The following is an 18,465-nucleotide window of genomic DNA, read 5'->3' as shown; positions in this document are numbered from 1 at the left end:
CCTCACAGCTGACCGGAGAACGCGCGGGATTGGAGGGATCTGAAGAGCTCGTTGATAGTTTTGGCTTGAGATGCAGCGGCGCGCGCGATGCCCTCAACCTGATTGACTCGTTCGATGAACTCCCTCTGTGCACCAGCGGTAGGTCGGGGGATACGGACGGCTTTCAGGTCCTCAACATCGAGGCGTTTCGTACCGTGCGCTGCCGTGCTTACGCTGTCAAGGATCCGCGCGTGTTGTATAGCAAGCGCGGTATGGAGGAACAGCGGGTCGATTTCGACACGTGGGATCAGCGCCTTTAGATCCTGGTTGATCGTGCACCTCGTCTTGACAATCGAGATTGGGACAGTGTGAGCAAGGATCATGCCGCGTACAACGATCAGTATCGTGTCGCGCGGGAACGCCTTCAACGAGGTCGAGTCGAGGACCGTTTCTGATACGTGGTCTATTGAATCGAATAGAAACTTGCGCTTGAGGTCTTTAGGACTGAACCAGGGAAGTTCGCCCTTCCAATTAGCGGGGTTCGCCTTTGACGGAGTCCCGCCACCACAGAGAGTCACAAGTTCACCCAGCGGCTCGGTATCGCGAGTCGACGCGGCGGCTGGGTCGCCAAACATTTCGAAAAAAATGGCGGTAGGCACTTCGTCGACCCGCTGGTCGACTGCCCGACGCGACAGGGCCAATTCATCGACCCGGTCGAGGACTGCGGCGATACGGCGCTGCTCGTCAAGTGGTGGCAGCGGAGTGATGGCGGATCGAACCGTATGGGCGCTGATGGTATTGAGGCCGGATGTTGTCTTTCCTGCCCGTCGGAAATGACTGGCCCCGGCCGGGGAATTAAACCACCTGGCCGCGAACTCGGGTATCAGAACGTTGCGATCCAGTCGGACGCGAATTAGGTGATTTTGGTGCACGCAGTTTGGAACTGAGCCGTTCCACATGGCCACTCGACCTACTTCTTCGGGGTTACCGTGCCCCTCCACGAAGAGTAGGTCTCCGGGTTCGAGCCGAGTCCGGTCGATTTCGGACTGAGTTGCGGAGATTGTCTTGATCTCGGTTAAATCGAGGCGACCGCGATAAACATTTGCTACCCGAAGATACGGCCTAGATAGCGGTAAAGAATCGCGCTTGCTTGTTACCTGGAGTCCGCCTTGGATCTCGCCGCAGTCACCTAACGACACGGTCGGCCACGTCATGTCAGCATTGCCTTCAACTCGACTAAGCCCGCGGCAATCTCCCGCTCTAATTTCTCGATCTCGGCGACGATCTCCAGTGGCGGTCGGTGTTGGATTGCGTCATGAACACTTTCCCTGTACCGGTTGAGCGATAAGTCATAACTCTGGGCGACGATGTCCTTCTTTGAGACGCAGAACGACCGGTCCGTGCGAGCTCGCTCACGTTCGGACCCTGCGCGTGCGCTCCACCGGGCCAACGCGTCAGGGAGGTCATTTGCCTCCACCGCATTCCGCTTATCGTCGAGGGAGTACCCGTCGGCAGCCACTTCGTAGAACCACACACTGTCGGTGCCACCCGAGTTTGTCTTCGTGAACAGCAGGATTGCCGTCGAGACCCCCGAGTAAGGCTTGAACACCCCTGACGGCAGTTTCACAACCCCATCCAGCTTCTGATCTTCAACCAGACTTTGCCGAAGCTCTTTGTGCGCCTTCGAAGATTGGAACAACACGCCATCTGGCACGACCACGGCCGCGCGCCCACCAGGTTTCAACAACTTGAGAAACAAAGCCACGAACAGCAACTCTGTCTTTTTCGTCTTCACTACCCGCTGTAGATCTTTCGACGTCGACTCGTAGTCGAGCGAGCCAGCAAACGGCGGATTGGCGAGAATCAGCGTGTACTTTTCGGCGTCCTCAGAAGCACCCTCCGACAACGAATCCCGGTATCGAATGTCCGGTGATTCGACGCCGTGCATCAGCATGTTCATGCTGGCGATCCGAAGCATCGTGTTGTCGAAGTCGTACCCATGAAACATGCTGGCGTGGAAGTGTTTACGTTGTACAGCATCAGTCAAAACCGACGGGTGTTGCTCGCGGATGTACTCTGATGCGGCCACAAGGAAGCCTGCGGTACCGGAAGCCGGGTCGCAGATCTCGTCGGTCGGCGTCGGCGCGGTCATATCGACCATGAGCTTGATGATGTGGCGAGGGGTCCGGAATTGTCCGTTTTGGCCTGCACTGGCGATCTTGGAAAGCATGTACTCATACAGGTCGCCGTTGGTGTCGCGATCGGCCATCGGGATCTCATCCAAGAGGTCGACCACCCGGGAAAGCAGCTGCGGAGTCGGGATTGTGAACCGAGCGTCCTTCATGTGCTCGCCGTAGGTCGAGCCGTCGCCGCCAAGGGTCCGGAGGAACGGGAACACCTTGTCCCCCACCGTCGCGAACATCACGGCTGGCTCCTCGTTCTTGAACCGCGACCACCGGAGCTCTTGTTGGTCGGAGCCGAATCGGAGGTCACTTGGCCCGCCGAGGCGACCTTTGCGCTCGGCGAGCGTCTCCAGGTCATCCAGCCGCCGGACGAACAACAAGTAGGTGATCTGCTCGATGACCTCCAGAGGGTTTGAGATGCCACCGGACCAGAATGCGTCCCAGACCCGGTCGACCTTGCTCTTCAACTCACCGGTGATCACGGCGGATTCCCCCTCAACTCGTCGTCTTGAACTGAACGGAACTGTATATAGGACCCGGCCGACAAGTGGCGCACAACGCTGAGGATCGATTCGGTAGATCGGGCCGCCCGCGAGATTGCGGGCATCCGAATGGGGACTTGGAGCTCTATGTCCCGCAGACCTGCCCCGGGTGGCTCGCTCCTGCACTACCCACACAAAACACAAAGGTCACGACCCATTTCTGGATCGTGACCTAAGCGCCTGGAGTTCGTAGAACTCCTCACTGTGGGCGAAGGGGGACTTGAACCCCCACGTCCCGAAGGACACTGGCACCTGAAGCCAGCGCGTCTGCCATTCCGCCACTCGCCCGTACGACCGCAGGAGCCTATCACCCACGTCGCGTCGTCCCCAAACCGCGGCAGAGCCGCGGTCTGATCATCGTCGTCACGGCGACGCGGGTGACTTGACCTGCCCAGATGTGATTCTCAGAGTTCTGTTGGTCCCAACGGCCGAACGTGGGTAGATACCATGCAGGAAGAACCGGGACCAGCTGACACGCGGCGGTCCGGCAGTGTGAGCAGGCACGACGCAACGGCGACGAGTGAGGCGGGCGGTGACATGGGTCTGGTGGACCGCTTCGAGCGCAAACTCGAGTCCACGGTCGGCGACGCGTTCGCCCGCGTTTTCGGCGGTTCGATTGTGCCGCAGGAGGTTGAGGCCCTGCTGAGGCGCGAAGCCGAGGCGGGCACCCGCCCCGTCGGCAGCGGTCCCGTTTTGGCCCCGAATGAGTACGTAATTACCCTCAGTGTGCCCGACCATAAGAAGGTAAGCGCTGATCCTGACCTGACCGCGTCCACTTTCGCCAAGCATCTGGAGGGATACATCCGTGAGCAGGGGTGGCAAACGTATGGTGATGTGGTCGTCAAATTCGAACAGACACCTAATCTGCACACTGGACAGTTCCGCGCTCGTGGTGTGGTCAACCCCGACTCGACCACCGGCGAACCCGCCCCAGCACACCGAGACCATGCGTTCCCCGCAGAATCAGGAGTACCACCGATGAGCGACAACCCGACTTACCGCGGCGGCGGCCAGGGCCAGGGACAGGGACGGCCCGGCGACGAGTACTACGACGACCGCTACGGCCGTCCCCAGGATGAGCCCCGTGGCCAGGAGCCCCGCGCTCCGTACACACCCCCGGAGCAGGGCGCCTACCCGCCGCCCCGCGGTGGTTACCCCGAGCAAGGCGGCGGCTACCCCGAACAGGGTGGCTACCCCGACCAGGGCGGCTATCAGCAGCCCTACGACCAGCGCGGTCCCGGTGGCTACGGCCCGCCCGCTGGCGGCTACGACCAGGGTTACCGTCAGGGCCCGGGCGCATACCCGCCCCCTCCCGGCGGCCAGCCCGGCTACGGCGCACCCGGTGCGGACTACGACTACGGCCGTCCCCCCGGCCCCGGCCGTCACGAGGACGGCGGCTACGGGCGTGAACCGCGTCCCGGTTACCCCGACCAGGGCGGTTACCCGGATCAGGGTGGCTACGGCGGCGGCTACGGTGCCCCGGCCGGCGGCCGTCAGGACTACGGGCAGGATTACGGCCGCGGCTACGCCGAACCCGGCGGTGGCTACGGCGAACCCGCCGGCGGCTACGGCGATCCGGGTTACGGCGAGCCCGCCGGTCGGGACTACGACTACGGCCAGGGTGCGGGCGGTTACGCCGGCGGCTACACCCAGGGTGACTACCCGGCCAGCGCCAGCGGCACCTCGGTGACCCTGCAGCTCGACGACGGCAGCGGCCGCACCTACCAGCTCCGCGAGGGCGCGAACGTCATCGGCCGCGGCCAGGACGCCCAGTTCCGCCTTCCGGACACCGGGGTGTCCCGGCGCCACCTGGAGATCCGCTGGGACGGTCAGGTGGCCCTGCTGTCCGATCTGAACTCCACCAACGGCACCACCGTGAACAACGCGCCGGTCCAGGAATGGCAGCTCGCCGACGGCGACGTCATCCGTCTGGGCCACTCCGAAATCATCGTGCGCGTGCACTGAGCACACGCGGCGCCCGGTCACGTTCAGGTCAAGCTGTCGGCTTCGTCTTCGTGCCGATCGCCACCCCAAGTATCGTGACGTTGCCAGCAGGCGCACGCCCGACGGTGATACCGGCGTGAGGTGAACACGGAGAGGACGTCAGATGCAGGGGTTGGTGCTGCAGCTGACGCGTGTCGGCTTCCTGCTGCTGCTGTGGTTGTTCATCTGGTCAGTGCTGCGCATCCTGCGTACTGACATCTACGCGCCGACCGGTGCGGTCATGGTGCGCCGCGGGTTGGCGCTGCGGGGCTCGCTACTGCCCAGCCGGCAACGCAGCGTGGCCCGGCAGCTCGTCGTCACCGAGGGTGCGTTGGCCGGCACACGGATCACCCTCGGCGCCCAGCCGGTGCTGATCGGGCGGGCCGACGACTCGACCGTGGTTCTGACCGACGATTACGCGTCCACGCGGCACGCCCGGATCTCGCCGCGCGGGTCGGAGTGGTATGTCGAAGACCTAGGATCGACCAACGGCACATACCTTGACAGGGCGAAGGTGACGACTGCGGTAAGGGTTCCGATGGGCACGCCGGTTCGGATCGGCAAGACGGTGATCGAGCTACGCCCGTGACACTCGTGCTCCGGTATGCCGCGCGCAGCGACCGCGGTCTCGTCCGCGCCAACAACGAGGACTCCGTCTACGCTGGCGCCCGGCTGCTGGCGCTGGCCGACGGTATGGGCGGTCACGCCGCCGGGGAGGTCGCCTCACAGCTCGTCATCGCCGCGCTCGCCCACCTCGACGACGACGAACCCGGCGGCGATCTGCTCAGCAAGCTCGACCGTGCGGTGCGCGAAGGCAACACGGCGATCGCGGCCCACGTGGAGGCCGACCCCGAACTCGAGGGCATGGGCACTACCCTCACCGCGATCCTGTTCGCCGGGAACCGGTTGGGGCTGGTCCACATCGGCGATTCCCGCGGATACCTCATGCGTGACGGTGAACTCACGCAGATCACCAAGGACGACACATTCGTCCAGACCCTCGTCGACGAGGGCCGCATCACCGCCGAAGAGGCGCACAGCCACCCGCAGCGCTCCCTGATCATGCGGGCGCTGACCGGACACGAGGTCGAGCCGACGCTGATCATGCGCGAGGCCCGCGCCGGCGACCGCTACCTGTTGTGCTCGGACGGGCTGTCGGATCCGGTCAGCCACGAGACCATCGCCGAGGCGATGCAGATCCCGGACGTCGCCGAAAGTGCCGACCGGCTCATCGAATTGGCGCTGCGCGGCGGCGGACCCGACAACGTCACCGTGGTCGTCGCCGACGTCGTGGACTACGACTACGGCCAGACCGCCCCAATCCTGGCCGGCGCCGTCTCCGGCGACGACGATCAGCCCCCGCCGAACACCGCGGCCGGACGCGCGTCGGCGTTCAACCCGAAACGTAATGCGCCCAAACGTGTTGTGGTGCCGCCGGAAGAGCCCGTCAAGAAGCCACGGTCGCGGCGCCGCATGATCATCGCCGCCACGCTGCTGGTGCTGGTGGTGCTCGCCGGTATGGCGATCGGCCGCGAGATCGTGCGCAGCAACTACTACGTCACGGCGCATGACGGCATCGTGTCGATCATGCGGGGCGTGGACGGCTCGTTTCTCGGTTACTCCCTGCAGGAGCCGTACCTCCTCGGCTGCCTCAACGCCCGCGACGAGCTCTCGCTGATCAGCGCGGGCCAGTCCGGCGCGAACCGCGGCTGCCAACTGCTCGACGTGCAGGACATGCGCGAGTCGGAGCGCGCCCAGGTCGTCGCGGGCCTTCCCGGCGGCTCCCTCGACGAGGCGATCGCGCAGATCGAGGAACTGGCCCGAAGTTCTGTGTTGCCGATCTGCCCCACCCAGCCCACGACCACGCGGCAGACGCCGCCACCCCCGCCCACTCCGACGCCCTCGCCCACGAGATCCCCTGGCGAGGGCGCTTCTCCGCGTCCGGGCACCTCTCCCGCCCCTGAGACGCCGACGACGGTGACGCCCCCGCCGCCCTCCCCCACCGTGACTGCGCTGCCACCCCCGCCACCACAACCGGGAACGACCTGCCGGGCGGCATCATGACCACCCAGCCGCAGTCGCCGGTGACGGTCACCCCGCCACTGCCGAATCGGCGGAACGCCGAACTGCTACTGCTGGCCTTCGCCGCGGTCATCACCACCATCGCCCTGCTGATGGTGGAGGCCAACCAGGAACAGGGCATCAGCTGGGACCTGGCCCAGTACGCCGCCGGGTACCTGGCGCTGTTCGGCGGTGCGCACCTCGCCGTCCGCCGGTACGCCCCCTACGCCGACCCGCTGCTCCTTCCGGTGGTGGCGCTGCTCAACGGGCTGGGTCTGGTGATGATCCACCGCCTCGACCTCGCCCAAGGTGAGCTGATCGAGCAAGGCCTGGGCGGCACCGCCAACCAGCAGATGCTGTGGACGCTGGTTGGGGTCATCGGATTCGCTTGTGTCATAACGCTTCTCAGTGATCACCGGATGCTCGCCCGCTACGGCTATGTCTGCGGGCTGACGGGTCTGGTCCTGCTGGCGATCCCCGCGGTGCTGCCGGCCTCCATGTCCGAGCAGAACGGCGCCAAGATCTGGATCGAGTTGCCGGGCTTCTCGATTCAGCCCGCCGAGTTCTCCAAGATCCTGCTGCTGATCTTCTTTGCCGCCGTCCTGGTCGACAAGCGCGAACTGTTCACCAGCGCGGGCAAGCACTTCCTGTGGATGGACCTGCCCCGGCCACGCGACCTCGCCCCGCTGCTGGCGGCGTGGATGGCGTCGATCGCGGTGATGGTCTTCGAGAAGGACCTCGGCACGTCGCTACTGCTCTACACCTCGTTCCTGGTGCTGCTCTACGTCGCGACGGACCGCATCAGCTGGGTGGCGATCGGGCTGTCGCTGTTCGCGGTGGGATGCGTTGCGGCATACTACCTTTTCGGTCACGTGCGGGTGCGGGTGCAGACCTGGCTCGACCCGTTCGCCGACCCCGAGGGCGCCGGCTACCAGATGGTGCAGTCGATGTTCAGTTTCGCCACGGGCGGCATCTTCGGCACCGGACTGGGCAACGGCCAGCCGGGAACGGTGCCTGCGGCGTCGACGGATTTCATCATCGCGGCGGTCGGTGAGGAACTCGGCCTGGTCGGTTTCTCCGCCGTGCTCATGCTCTACACCATCCTCGTGGTCCGCGGGTTGCGCACCGCGATCGCCGTGCGCGACAGCTTCGGCAAGCTGCTCGCCGCCGGGCTTGCCTCGACGCTGGCGATCCAGCTGTTCATCGTGGTCGGCGGCGTGACCCGGCTGATCCCGCTGACCGGGCTGACCACCCCGTGGATGTCCTACGGCGGTTCGTCGCTGCTGGCCAACTACCTGCTGCTGGCCATCCTGCTGCGGATCTCGCACGCGGCCCGCCGGCCGATCACCAACGCCAAACCACAGCAGCAGACGCCGCTCGCGGCCGCCAGCACCGAGGTGATCGACAAGGTATGAACACCTCACTGCGTCGCATCTCCGTCACGATCATGGTGCTGATCGTGCTGCTGCTGGGCAACGCCACCATCACCCAGGTGTTCACCGCCGACGGGTTGCGCACTGATCCGCGCAACCAGCGCGTGCTGCTCGACGAGTACTCCCGGCAGCGCGGCCAGATCACCGCCGGCGGGCAGCTTCTGGCGTATTCGGTGTCCACCCCGGGACGGTTCCGGTTCCTGCGCGTCTATCCGAACGCGGCGGCCTACGCGCCGGTGACCGGGTTCTACTCGCTGACCTATTCGAGCATCGGCCTCGAACGCGCGGAGGACACGATCCTCAACGGATCCGACGAGCGGCTCTTCGGCCGCCGGCTGGCCGACTTCTTCACCGGCCGCGATCCGCGCGGCGGCAATGTGGTGACCACGCTGAACCCGCAGGTGCAGCAAGCAGCGTGGGAGGCGATGGAGAACGGCTGCGGCGGGCCGTGCAAGGGCGCGGTGGTCGCGTTGGACCCGTCGACGGGCAAGATCCTCGCGATGGTGTCCGCGCCGTCCTACGATCCGAACCTGCTCGCCACCCACGACGTCGAGGAGCAGACCGCGGCGTGGCAGCAGTTGCGCGACAATCCGGACAACCCGCTGGTCAACCGCGCCATCTCGGAGACCTACCCGCCCGGTTCGACGTTCAAGGTGATCACCACCGCCGCCGCACTGCAGAACGGCGCCACCCCGGACACCCAACTCACCGCGGCGCCGCGCGTCCCACTGCCGAACAGCACCGTGTCGCTAGAGAACTTCGGCGGCTCGGCCTGCGGTGGCGGCCCGACCGCACCGCTGCGCGAAGCCTTCGCCCGGTCGTGCAACACCGCCTTCGTCGAACTGGGCATCGACACCGGTACGGAGGCACTGAAGAGCACCGCGTCCGCCTTCGGGCTCGACACCGCACCCGCGCCGATCCCGCTGCAGGTCGCCGAATCGACGGTCGGCCCCATCGGCGACGCCGCGGCGCTCGGGATGTCCAGCATCGGGCAGCGGGACGTGGCGTTGACACCGCTGCAGAACGCGATGGTCGCTGCCACCATCGCGAATGAAGGGGTGACCATGCGGCCCTACCTGGTCGACAGCCTGCGCGGACCCGACCTGGCAAACATCACCACGACCGACCCGGTCGAAGAGCGCCGGGCGGTGTCACCCGAGGTCGCGGCTACACTGACTGACCTGATGGTCGGCGCCGAGCAGCAGACGCAGCAGAAGGGAGCCATCGCCGGCGTGCAGATCGCTTCGAAGACGGGCACTGCGGAGCACGGGACTGATCCCCGCAACACTCCGCCCCATGCCTGGTACATCGCATTCGCTCCGGCACAGGCTCCCAAGGTCGCCGTGGCGGTCCTGGTCGAGAACGGCGGTAACCGGCTCTCGGCGACCGGCGGATCGATCGCCGCCCCGATCGGCCGCGCGACGATCGCCGCCGCCCTGCGGGAGGGCTCATGAGCCCCCGCAGCCGAGCGAAGCGAGGCAAGCAATGAGCCCCCGCGTCGGCGTCACCCTCTCCGGCCGCTACCGGCTCCAGCGACTCATCGCCACCGGCGGTATGGGGCAGGTCTGGGAGGCCGTCGACAGCCGGCTGGGCCGCCGCGTCGCGGTCAAGGTCCTCAAGGCCGAGTACTCCACCGACCCGGAGTTCGTCGAACGGTTCCGCGCCGAGGCGCGCACCGTCGCGATGCTCAACCACCCGGGCATCGCCAGCGTCTACGACTACGGCGAGACCGATTTGGACGGTGAGGGCCGCACCGCCTACCTGGTGATGGAACTGGTCAACGGCGAACCGCTCAACTCGGTGCTCAAGCGCACCGGCCGGCTCTCGCTGCGGCATGCCCTTGACATGCTCGAGCAGACCGGTCGCGCGCTGCAGGTCGCGCACACCGCGGGCCTGGTGCACCGCGACGTCAAACCAGGCAACATCCTCATCACCCCGACCGGCCAGGTGAAGCTCACCGACTTCGGTATCGCCAAGGCCGTCGACGCCGCGCCCGTCACCCAGACCGGCATGGTGATGGGCACCGCGCAGTACATCGCTCCCGAGCAGGCCCTGGGGCACGACGCGACCGCCGCCAGTGACGTCTACGCACTCGGTGTGGTCGGCTACGAATCCGTCTCGGGGAAGCGGCCTTTCACCGGTGACGGTGCGCTGACCGTCGCGATGAAGCACATCAAGGAGACCCCGCCGCCGCTACCCGCCGATCTGCCGCCCAACGTGCGCGAGCTGATCGAGATCACGCTGGTCAAGAATCCCGGCATGCGGTACCGCTCCGGCGGGCCGTTCGCCGACGCGGTGGCCGCCGTGCGCGCGGGACGCCGCCCCCCACGGCCGAACCAGGCGCCGACCATCGGGCGCGCGACCCCCGCCGCGGTCCCCTCGGCCGCTCAGGCCCGCGCCGCCGCCGACCTCACCGGGCGGGCGCCGGTCACCGCGGCCCGTGCGCGGCCCACCGGCGCGATCCACCGGCCGCCCCCGCCGCGGCGTACGTTCTCCTCGGGTCAGCGGGCACTGCTGTGGGCCGCCGGCGTACTCGGTGCGCTCGCGATCGTCATCGCGATCCTGATCGTGCTCAACGCGCAGGACCGCAAAGACCGGGAAGTGCCGCCACCGACCGTCACCAACACCATCACCGAGACCACGCCGTTCCAATCGCCCGCCGCTATGCCCGAGTGGACCTCTTCTGCGGTCATCGGTCATGGTGGAGACATCTCCGGGGCACCCCGCCCCGACGCAGTCACCGCGCCCGCGCACCTATGGGCGCTGCCGGCCCCAGCACAGACATGGCTCCAGACACAGACATGACCACCCCACAGCACCTGTCCGACCGCTACGAGCTGGGCGAGATCCTCGGCTTCGGCGGGATGTCGGAAGTCCACCTCGCCCGTGACACGCGGTTGCACCGCGACGTCGCGATCAAGGTGCTGCGCGCCGACCTCGCCCGTGATCCGAGTTTCTATCTGCGGTTCCGGCGAGAGGCGCAGAACGCGGCCGCGCTGAACCACCCCGCGATCGTCGCGGTCTACGACACCGGTGAGGCCGAGACGCCCGCCGGCCCGCTGCCCTACATCGTGATGGAGTACGTCGACGGCGTCACGCTGCGCGACATCGTGCACACCGAGGGGCCGATGCCGCCGAAGCGGGCGCTCGAGGTCATCGCCGATGCGTGCCAGGCGCTGAACTTCAGCCACCAGCACGGCACGATCCACCGCGACGTCAAACCGGCGAACATCATGATCAGCAAGACCGGCGCGGTGAAGGTGATGGACTTCGGCATCGCCAAGGCGCTCGCCGACGCCAACAGCGTCACCCAGACCGCGGCCGTGATCGGGACCGCGCAGTACCTCTCGCCCGAGCAGGCGCGCGGCGAGAAGGTGGACGCCCGCTCGGATGTCTACTCGCTGGGCTGCGTGCTCTACGAGATGCTCACCGGGGAGCCGCCGTTCGTCGGCGACTCGCCCGTCGCGGTGGCCTACCAGCATGTGCGGGAGGATCCGGTGCCGCCGTCGCAGCGGCATGCGGGCATCACGCCCGATCTGGACGCCGTGGTGCTCAAGGCGCTGGCGAAGAACCCGGACAACCGCTACCAGACGGCCGCCGAACTGCGTGCCGACCTCGTCCGCGTGCACAGCGGCGAACCCCCCGAGGCGCCGAAGGTCTTCACCGACGCCGAGCGGACGTCGATGCTGTCCGCGGCGCCGCATTCCGACCGCACCGAACCCATCGCCCACATGCCCCGGCCCGAGCCGCGCCTCGCCGAGCGCAACCGTGGCGGGTCCCTGGGTCGCTGGATCGTGGCCGTCGCCGTGCTCGCGATCCTGACGGTCGTGGTAACCGTGGCGATCAACACCTACGGCGGTGAGACCCGCGCCGTTCAGGTGCCCGACGTGCGCGGTGAGGTCTCGGCGGAGGCGATCGCCCAGCTGCAGAACGCCGGCTTCACGGTGCGCACCCAGCACGAGCCGAACTCCGAGGTACCGCCCGACCACGTGATCGGCACGGCGCCCGAGGCGGACACCGAGGCCGCCGCCGGCGAGGAGATCACCCTCAACGTCTCCACCGGCCCCGAGCAGCGCGAGGTACCCGACGTGAAGTCGCTGACCTACGCCGAGGCGGTGCGCGAACTCACCGACGCCGGGTTCGGGCGCTTCCGCCAGCAGGCCTCACCGTCGACGCCGGAACTCAAGGACCGGGTCATGGCCACGAACCCGCCGGCCAACCAGACGTCGGCGATCACCAACGAGATCACGATCATCGTCGGCTCGGGCCCCGAGAGCCGCGCCGTTCCCGACGTCGTCGGACAGACGGTGGATTCCGCGCAGCAGATCCTCACCGCGTCGGGCTTCGGCAATTCGGTGCCCGCCGAGGTGGACAGCACCGAACCGCGTGGCCAGGTCATCGGCACCAGTCCGACCGCCGGTGAGAGTGTGCCGGTGGACACGCTGGTCCAGCTTCAGGTGTCGCGAGGTAACCAGTTCGTGATGCCGGACCTGACCGGTCAGGTCTGGGCCGACGCGGAGCCGCGATTACGCGCGCTGGGCTGGACCGGCGGGCTCGACAAGGGCGCCGACGTGCCGAACAGCGGTCAGCGCACCAACGCCGTCGTGCGTCAGAACCCCGCGCCGGGTTCGGGTGTGAACTTCGACAGCAGGATCACGCTGAACTTCGCGTCGTAGCGGCCGCGACCGTGGTGGCGACCTCGTCCTCGAGGCGACGCACCAGTTCCTCGTCGGGCGCGCTGCCGCAGTAGCCGAGCCAGTTGGCCAGCATCCGGTGCCCCCCCTCGGTCAGGATCGACTCGGGGTGGAACTGCACCCCGTGGATCGGCAGGTCGGTGTGGCGCACACCCATGATCACTCCGCCGGGTGTGCGCGCGGTGACCTCGAGCTCGTCGGGGACCGTGTCGGGCAGGATGGTCAGCGAGTGATAGCGGGTGGCCGTGAATGGATCCGGAAGGCCTTGCAGCACACCGGCATTCGTGTGATGTACGACGCTGGTCTTCCCGTGCAGCAGCTCGGGGGCGCGGTCGACGGTGCCGCCGAACGCGACGCCGATCGCCTGGTGGCCCAGGCACACGCCGAGCAGGGGAGTGCCGGCGTCGGCACACGCGTGCACCAGCGGGATCGACGCCCCGGCGCGTTCGGGGGTGCCCGGTCCGGGGCTCAACAGCACACCGTCGAAGTCCTCGGCGGCCTTCGCGATATCGCCGTCGGTCCCCAGCCGGCTGTCGTCGTTACGCCACACCGTCACGTCCACCCCGAGCTGTCCGAGGTACTGGACGAGGTTGAACACGAAGCTGTCGTAGTTGTCGACGACCAAGAACTGCATTCGGCCAGGTTACATGCGGTGCGTCAGTACCCGAGGGGGCCGATCGGCTCGGCGTACTGCATGCGCACGGGTTCGGAATGCCCGACGAGTTCGACCTCGGCGCGCGGTTCCTCGGTGTAGCCCAGCCCGAACCGCACCACGTACTGGCGGTACAGCGACACCAGGGGCGACGCCGACAGCGCGGCCTGCATGGCGCCGGCGTCGCCGATCGCGGTGACGACATAGGGCGGGCTGTACGTCCGGCCGTTGAGCAGCAGGGTGTTGCCGACACAGCGCGGCGCGGAGGTGGCGATGATCCGCTGGTCCTGCATCTGGATGCCCTCCGCACCGGCGCTCCACAGCGCGTTGAGCACGGCCTGGATGTCCTGCTGATGGACCACCAGATCGTCGGGGGAGGCGTCCCGGGGGAACCGGCCGTCGGCGTCGCGTTGGGCGTCGTTGAGGGTGACGACCAGGCCCGGGCCCTTCGCCGGATCCAGCCCGGCGTCGACCGCCAGCGCAGTGGACCGCTTGGTGATCGCGGTCAACGCCGCGTCGGTGCCGGGGGACCCGCCGTGGTGGCCGTCGACGGCGCCCGCGAGAGCGTCGCGCTCTGCGCCGAGCCGGTCGACGGATTGCTGGGATTCGCGGACGAGGTCGACGAGCCGGGGCGCATCACTGCGGCGGATCTCGTCACCGCCGGAGACCCCGTGGGTGGCCGCCAGCAACAGCCCGGCGGCCAGACACACCAGCGGCACCCCGAAGCGCCACCCGGACCGGCGGGCGGCGGCCGCACGAGCCGGTCCGGCCGGGGCCGCCTGCTTCGTGGGCGGCGATTCCCGGTCGGGTCCTACGTTAGGCTCAGGGGGCATCTGCACCATCGTCGCATTGAGAGGCCGGTCTCCGCACCGGTTGATGTGCGACGCCGACAGCCTCCGAAGGTGACCATGCCCAAGTCCAAAGTCCGTAAGAAGAACGACTTCACCATCAACCAGGTGAGTCGGACTCCGGTGAAGGTGAAGGCCGGGCCGTCCAGCGTGTGGTTCGTCGTCCTGTTCATCGGGCTGATGCTCATCGGCTTGATCTGGCTACTGGTTTTCCAGCTGGCCGCAACCAACCCGGTCGACTCGCCGAGCATGCTCCAGTGGATGGCCGACCTCGGTCCGTGGAACTACGCGATCGCGTTTGCCTTCATGATCACCGGACTTTTGCTCACGATGCGCTGGCGTTGAGCCGCAGAACCGAGGAATGACCTCATTTCTCGTTCGCTCGGCGAACTTCTCAGCAACGCCGGGGCGGACCAATCACATCCGTGTAGTTCATCCCCATTGGGGATAGCACTTGTGGATAACCCCATCGGCAGCGGTAAGAGGGTGTGCAGAACGCATGCAGCAAAGTGAGTGGAGCCCACCCACGCTCGGAATCGCAGGTTGTGGGCTCTTGGGTGTGGTGATGGCTATCGCGGCTGTGACGGTTGTCACAGACCCTCCGGGGCGCATCCTCGGCGGCGTTGCCGCAGTGGGACTAGTCACGTTTGCAATCATGTCGTGGCGTGCACGACCAAAACTGGCAATCACCGCGGACGGCGTTGCGGTCCGCGGTTGGTGGAACACCCGGGTACTCACGCCCGCCGACGTCAAACTCGTCCGGATCACGGAGTTCCGGCGGCTGGCCCGAAAGCAGCGGCTACTCGAGATCGAGACGACCGACGACGGGCTGCACGTGCTCACCCGCTGGGATCTGGGCGCCGACCCCCTCGACGTACTCGACGCCCTCACCGCGGCCGGGTACACCGGCGCGCAGTAAGGGCGTCGTCAGGTCAAACGGTCGGTCAGTCGATCAGGAAATGGTGATCGATTCGATGACCACCGGATCGCTCGGGCGATCGTTGCGGTCGACCGCGGTCGAGGCGATCTCGTCGACCACCTTCTGCGAATCCGGGTCGACGACCTCACCGAAGATGGTGTGCTTGCGGTTGAGGTGGGGAGTCTTGCCGACGGTGATGAAGAACTGTGAACCGTTGGTGCCCGGGCCTGCGTTGGCCATCGCGAGCAGGTAGGGCTTGTCGAACTGCAGCTCGGGGTGGAACTCGTCGGCGAACTGGTAGCCCGGCCCGCCACGCCCGGTGCCGGTCGGATCGCCGCCCTGGATCATGAAGCCGGAGATGACGCGGTGGAACACCGCACCGTCGTAGAACGGACCCGACGTGCCGCCGGAGGCGTTCTCACCCTTGTAGTCCTTCGTGCCCTGCGCCAGTCCGACGAAATTCGACACCGTCTTGGGTGCGTGGTTTCCGAACAGGGCAATCTTGATGTCGCCACGATTGGTGTGCAGGGTCGCCGTCGCGGTCTGAATGGGGCTCGTCACGGGATGTCAGTCTGCCATCCGTGGATTGCTCGCTGACACCGCACCCGGGATGGCAGGCTGTACCCACTCCCACCCCACCCGCCGAACCGTCGCGAAAGAGGTACCGCATGAGCCTGAAGCCCCTGACCCCGCAGCAGCGATTGGCCCGCGGCCTGAAGTACACCGCCGTCGGTCCTGTCGACGTCACGCGAGGCGTTGTCGGGGTGGGCGTGGACTCCGCGCAGGCGACCGCGGCGGAGTTGCGCCGGCGCTACCGCAAGGGGCAGCTGCGCCGTCAGCTCGCCGTCGCGCAGCAGACCCTCGTCGGGGAACTGGTGGCCGCCCAGGAGGCGGTGAGCGCTCTGCCAAAGACCATCCAGAACGCCCGCGACGGCGGCCGGCGGCGCAAGCGTCTGCTGGCGCTCGGGGTGGGCGCCGGCGTGCTCGCCGTGGGCGCGGTGACGTTCTCGATCGTGCGCCGCTCGATGAAGCCGGAGCCGTCGCCGCTGCCGCCGAGCGTGGAGGTGACTCCCAAGCCGTAGGTCACACGTCTAGAGCCGCCCGAGGAAGTCGCGTATGTAGCCGCTGATTTCTTCTCCGTGTGTCTCCAGAGCGAAGTGGCCGGTATCGAGCAGGTGGAACTCTCCGTCCGGGAGGTCACGCCGGAAGGCCTCGGCTCCCGCCGCACCGAAGATCTCGTCGTTGCGGCCCCAGGTGACGAGAAGCGGCGGCCGATGCGTACGGAAGTACTCCTGGAACTTCGGGTAGCCGTCGAGGTTGAACTGGTAATCCCAGAACAGTTGCAGCTGGATCGCGTCGTTGCCCCTCCGGTCCAGCCCCGCCTGATCGAGCAACCAGGCTTCGGGTGCGATCCGATCGAGTCGGTCGGCCGGAACGCCGTGGGTGTATTGCCATTTCGTCGTCGTGAGCGTGAAGTACGCGCGCACCCCGTCCTCGTTGGCTGCACGGTCTTCGGCGTGAGCGAACAATATGTCCCAGAACGGCGTGAAGCCTTCGAGGTACGCGTTACCGCTTTGGCTGATGATGGCCGTGATGCGTTCGGGTCGCGAGCTCGCAATGCGCAGGCCGATCGGTGCGCCGTAGTCGTGGATGTAGATCGCGAACCGGTCCAGCTCCAGGCGATCGATGAGTTTCTCGGTGATCTCGGTCAGCCGGTCGAAGCTGTAGGTGAACTGGTTGACCGACGGCATCGCCGAGCGCCCGAACCCGATGTGATCGGGTGCCACGAGGTGGTACTCGTCGGCCAGAGCGGGGATCAGATTGCGAAACATGTGCGAGCTGGACGGAAAGCCGTGCAACAGAAGCACAGTCGGCTTGGATGGGTCGCCGGCCTCTCGGTAGAAGACGTCGAGACCGTCGATCTGGACGGTCTGGTGACGGGTGCTGAATGACGTCATGGAAGCCTCTTCTCGGACGCGTGGCATGGCTCCCACCAGATTGCGCACCATTCACGTCGAGAAAAAGCGGCACTTGCGCAGAACAGTTATCGGCGCTGCCTATCAATCAGAGCCTGATCCACCCCGGGGGGAGTTCGGCGGTGCGAGCCAACCGGACGAAGCGGGCCACCGCCGGGTTGGGCGCCTGACCGGGAATCCAGTGCACCATGAACCGGATCAGCCGGGGTGGTGCCATCGGCCGCAGGACGGCGTTCATGTCGGGCGCGGCGACCGACGCCGTCGTCATGATCCAGTCGACGCCGGCCTGCTCGGCCCACTTACGGGACGTGAGGTCGGTGTCGACGAGCTCCACGATCGGCGGGGCCACCTCCGCCTCACGCAACGCGTCCTGATGCGCGAGTGCCCATGCAGGAAACAACGCCTCGCTGGGCATACCGAACGTTTCGTCGGCCAGGTCGGACAGCGACACCGCTTCCTGTCCGGCCAACCGGTGATCGGGCCGCAATCCCACCAGAAGATCCTCACCGCAGACGACTTCGGTGAGCGCACTGTGGGATCCGGGAACGGGGCTGCACGTGATCGCGACGTCGACGGTGGCCTCGACGAGGGCACGCTCCAGGTCGTGCAGCCACATCCGGCTGACCGTGATCTCCACCTCGGGGGCCTCAGCACGCAACGCCGCGGCCAGATGCGGCGCGAGCACCGGCGCGACCGGCGGTGTGACACCGACGCGCACCGTCCCGACATCGCCGTCGGCCATTCGGTGCACGGCAGCCGCGGCGTTGTTGACCTCGTCGAGGATCAGCTGGGCGCGCCGCTGCATCTCGACGCCGGCCGTGGTCAGAACAACCCGGCGGGTCGTACGGTTCAGCAGGGGAGTGCCCAGCTCGCGTTCCAGACGCCGCACCATATCGCTGAGCGTCGGCTGACTGACGTGTAGCTTCTGCGCCGCCCGCCCGAAATGCAGCTCGGTGGCCACGGCGACGAACGCCTCCAGCTGCCGGAGCTCCACACGAACAACGTAGCCCGGGGGTGAGGGGACGCGCGCGCCCATGAAAAACGAAGAGAGTGGAGCCTAGGAGATTCGAACTCCTGACATCTGCCTTGCAAAGGCGAATCACGGTGCAGTTCAGGGGTTGGAGTCATGCACACACTGCAGAATTACGTCACTGTGACTCAGTAGAGATAACTGTAACTGTGGGCAAGTTGTGGG

At 66.7% G+C, this 18,465-nt stretch carries 17 protein-coding genes and 1 tRNA gene; 10 read left to right on the top strand and 8 right to left on the bottom strand.

Translation table 11 applies throughout. The annotated features are described in order from the left end of the window. Positions 1 to 2: 2 nt before the first annotated feature. The 3 genes from I7X18_RS00210 to I7X18_RS00200 form a co-directional block, all read right to left on the bottom strand. The gene (locus I7X18_RS00210; protein ID WP_193045262.1) at positions 3 to 1,178 is read right to left on the bottom strand and encodes a restriction endonuclease subunit S; all 1,176 of its coding nucleotides are present in this window, start codon (positions 1,176 to 1,178) and stop codon (positions 3 to 5) included. An 11-nt stretch (positions 1,179 to 1,189) separates the two neighbouring features. Further along, complete coding sequence (locus tag I7X18_RS00205; RefSeq protein ID WP_193045263.1) at positions 1,190 to 2,644, bottom strand: type I restriction-modification system subunit M; 1,455 nt, start codon at positions 2,642 to 2,644, stop codon at positions 1,190 to 1,192. A 265-nt stretch (positions 2,645 to 2,909) separates the two neighbouring features. Next, a tRNA-Leu gene (locus I7X18_RS00200) sits at positions 2,910 to 2,992 on the bottom strand. A 249-nt stretch (positions 2,993 to 3,241) separates the two neighbouring features. On the opposite strand from I7X18_RS00200, the gene I7X18_RS00195 reads away from it, so the two are divergent. The 7 genes from I7X18_RS00195 (at position 3,242) to pknB (ending at position 12,857) form a co-directional block, all read left to right on the top strand. Next, positions 3,242 to 4,669 carry an FHA domain-containing protein gene (locus I7X18_RS00195; RefSeq protein ID WP_193045862.1) on the top strand — a complete coding sequence of 476 codons (1,428 nt, stop codon included), beginning with the start codon at positions 3,242 to 3,244 and terminating at the stop codon, positions 4,667 to 4,669. A gap of 142 nt (positions 4,670 to 4,811) precedes the next feature. Next, positions 4,812 to 5,276: an FHA domain-containing protein FhaB/FipA gene (locus I7X18_RS00190; RefSeq protein WP_193045264.1), complete on the top strand. Its 465-nt coding sequence runs from the start codon at positions 4,812 to 4,814 to the stop codon at positions 5,274 to 5,276. Beyond that, a complete protein-coding gene (locus I7X18_RS00185; RefSeq protein WP_193045265.1) occupies positions 5,273 to 6,751 on the top strand; it encodes a PP2C family protein-serine/threonine phosphatase in 1,479 nt (492 codons plus the stop codon). Before I7X18_RS00190 ends, I7X18_RS00185 begins: the two co-directional genes overlap by 4 nt. Then, on the top strand, positions 6,748 to 8,163 hold the full coding sequence (locus I7X18_RS00180; protein ID WP_193045266.1) for a peptidoglycan glycosyltransferase RodA: 1,416 nt from the start codon (positions 6,748 to 6,750) through the stop codon (positions 8,161 to 8,163). The genes I7X18_RS00185 and I7X18_RS00180 overlap by 4 nt, the downstream gene beginning before the upstream one ends. After that, complete coding sequence (gene pbpA, locus I7X18_RS00175; protein ID WP_193045267.1) at positions 8,160 to 9,635, top strand: D,D-transpeptidase PbpA; 1,476 nt, start codon at positions 8,160 to 8,162, stop codon at positions 9,633 to 9,635. Before I7X18_RS00180 ends, pbpA begins: the two co-directional genes overlap by 4 nt. Before the next feature lie 31 nt (positions 9,636 to 9,666). Continuing rightward, a complete protein-coding gene (locus I7X18_RS00170) occupies positions 9,667 to 10,986 on the top strand; it encodes a protein kinase domain-containing protein (protein WP_193045268.1) in 1,320 nt (439 codons plus the stop codon). Beyond that, positions 10,983 to 12,857: a Stk1 family PASTA domain-containing Ser/Thr kinase gene (gene pknB, locus I7X18_RS00165; RefSeq protein WP_193045269.1), complete on the top strand. Its 1,875-nt coding sequence runs from the start codon at positions 10,983 to 10,985 to the stop codon at positions 12,855 to 12,857. The genes I7X18_RS00170 and pknB overlap by 4 nt, the downstream gene beginning before the upstream one ends. On the opposite strand, the gene I7X18_RS00160 is transcribed toward pknB, so the two are convergent. Together I7X18_RS00160 and I7X18_RS00155 are read right to left on the bottom strand one after the other, a co-directional pair. Further along, the gene (locus tag I7X18_RS00160) at positions 12,835 to 13,509 is read right to left on the bottom strand and encodes an aminodeoxychorismate/anthranilate synthase component II (protein WP_193045270.1); all 675 of its coding nucleotides are present in this window, start codon (positions 13,507 to 13,509) and stop codon (positions 12,835 to 12,837) included. The two genes, pknB and I7X18_RS00160, sit on opposite strands and share 23 nt — an antisense overlap. A gap of 23 nt (positions 13,510 to 13,532) precedes the next feature. After that, positions 13,533 to 14,369, bottom strand: a complete 837-nt coding sequence (locus tag I7X18_RS00155; protein WP_193045271.1) for a DUF881 domain-containing protein — start codon at positions 14,367 to 14,369, stop codon at positions 13,533 to 13,535. A gap of 66 nt (positions 14,370 to 14,435) precedes the next feature. On the opposite strand from I7X18_RS00155, the gene crgA reads away from it, so the two are divergent. Together crgA and I7X18_RS00145 are read left to right on the top strand one after the other, a co-directional pair. Next, a complete protein-coding gene (gene crgA / locus I7X18_RS00150; protein WP_193045272.1) occupies positions 14,436 to 14,720 on the top strand; it encodes a cell division protein CrgA in 285 nt (94 codons plus the stop codon). Positions 14,721 to 14,874: 154 nt separating this feature from the next. After that, on the top strand, positions 14,875 to 15,294 hold the full coding sequence (locus I7X18_RS00145; protein WP_193045273.1) for a PH domain-containing protein: 420 nt from the start codon (positions 14,875 to 14,877) through the stop codon (positions 15,292 to 15,294). A gap of 33 nt (positions 15,295 to 15,327) precedes the next feature. Here I7X18_RS00145 and I7X18_RS00140 read toward each other — a convergent pair whose 3' ends face one another. Next, on the bottom strand, positions 15,328 to 15,855 hold the full coding sequence (locus I7X18_RS00140) for a peptidylprolyl isomerase (protein WP_193045274.1): 528 nt from the start codon (positions 15,853 to 15,855) through the stop codon (positions 15,328 to 15,330). Positions 15,856 to 15,962: 107 nt separating this feature from the next. Between I7X18_RS00140 and cwsA the strand changes: the two genes are divergently transcribed. Further along, entirely contained in the window at positions 15,963 to 16,376 is a 414-nt protein-coding gene (gene cwsA / locus I7X18_RS00135; RefSeq protein ID WP_193045275.1) for a cell wall synthesis protein CwsA, read from the top strand. 9 nt (positions 16,377 to 16,385) lie between these two features. Here the strand turns inward: cwsA and I7X18_RS00130 are convergent, their stop codons facing one another. Then, on the bottom strand, positions 16,386 to 17,252 hold the full coding sequence (locus tag I7X18_RS00130; protein ID WP_193045276.1) for an alpha/beta fold hydrolase: 867 nt from the start codon (positions 17,250 to 17,252) through the stop codon (positions 16,386 to 16,388). A 106-nt stretch (positions 17,253 to 17,358) separates the two neighbouring features. After that, a complete protein-coding gene (locus I7X18_RS00125; protein WP_193045277.1) occupies positions 17,359 to 18,264 on the bottom strand; it encodes a LysR family transcriptional regulator in 906 nt (301 codons plus the stop codon). Positions 18,265 to 18,465 lie beyond the last annotated feature (201 nt).

It is taken from the genome of Mycolicibacterium baixiangningiae (assembly GCF_016313185.1).
In the GTDB taxonomy this organism is placed as follows: domain Bacteria; phylum Actinomycetota; class Actinomycetes; order Mycobacteriales; family Mycobacteriaceae; genus Mycobacterium; species Mycobacterium baixiangningiae.
Note: the sequence above shows the minus strand (reverse complement) of the source record. Positions and strands in the feature narration are given on the sequence as shown.

Excerpts from the sequence above, each read along its gene's own strand:
- I7X18_RS00130 (WP_193045276.1), bottom strand. The coding sequence starts at position 17,252 with ATGACGTCATTCAGCACCCGTCACCAGACCGTCCAGATCGACGGTCTC.
- cwsA (WP_193045275.1), top strand. The coding sequence starts at position 15,963 with ATGAGCCTGAAGCCCCTGACCCCGCAGCAGCGATTGGCCCGCGGCCTG.
- I7X18_RS00145 (WP_193045273.1), top strand. The coding sequence starts at position 14,875 with ATGCAGCAAAGTGAGTGGAGCCCACCCACGCTCGGAATCGCAGGTTGT.
- I7X18_RS00190 (WP_193045264.1), top strand. The coding sequence starts at position 4,812 with ATGCAGGGGTTGGTGCTGCAGCTGACGCGTGTCGGCTTCCTGCTGCTG.
- I7X18_RS00170 (WP_193045268.1), top strand. The coding sequence starts at position 9,667 with ATGAGCCCCCGCGTCGGCGTCACCCTCTCCGGCCGCTACCGGCTCCAG.
- I7X18_RS00195 (WP_193045862.1), top strand. The coding sequence starts at position 3,242 with ATGGGTCTGGTGGACCGCTTCGAGCGCAAACTCGAGTCCACGGTCGGC.
- I7X18_RS00155 (WP_193045271.1), bottom strand. The coding sequence starts at position 14,369 with ATGGTGCAGATGCCCCCTGAGCCTAACGTAGGACCCGACCGGGAATCG.
- pknB (WP_193045269.1), top strand. The coding sequence starts at position 10,983 with ATGACCACCCCACAGCACCTGTCCGACCGCTACGAGCTGGGCGAGATC.
- crgA (WP_193045272.1), top strand. The coding sequence starts at position 14,436 with ATGCCCAAGTCCAAAGTCCGTAAGAAGAACGACTTCACCATCAACCAG.
- I7X18_RS00160 (WP_193045270.1), bottom strand. The coding sequence starts at position 13,509 with ATGCAGTTCTTGGTCGTCGACAACTACGACAGCTTCGTGTTCAACCTC.
- I7X18_RS00180 (WP_193045266.1), top strand. The coding sequence starts at position 6,748 with ATGACCACCCAGCCGCAGTCGCCGGTGACGGTCACCCCGCCACTGCCG.
- pbpA (WP_193045267.1), top strand. The coding sequence starts at position 8,160 with ATGAACACCTCACTGCGTCGCATCTCCGTCACGATCATGGTGCTGATC.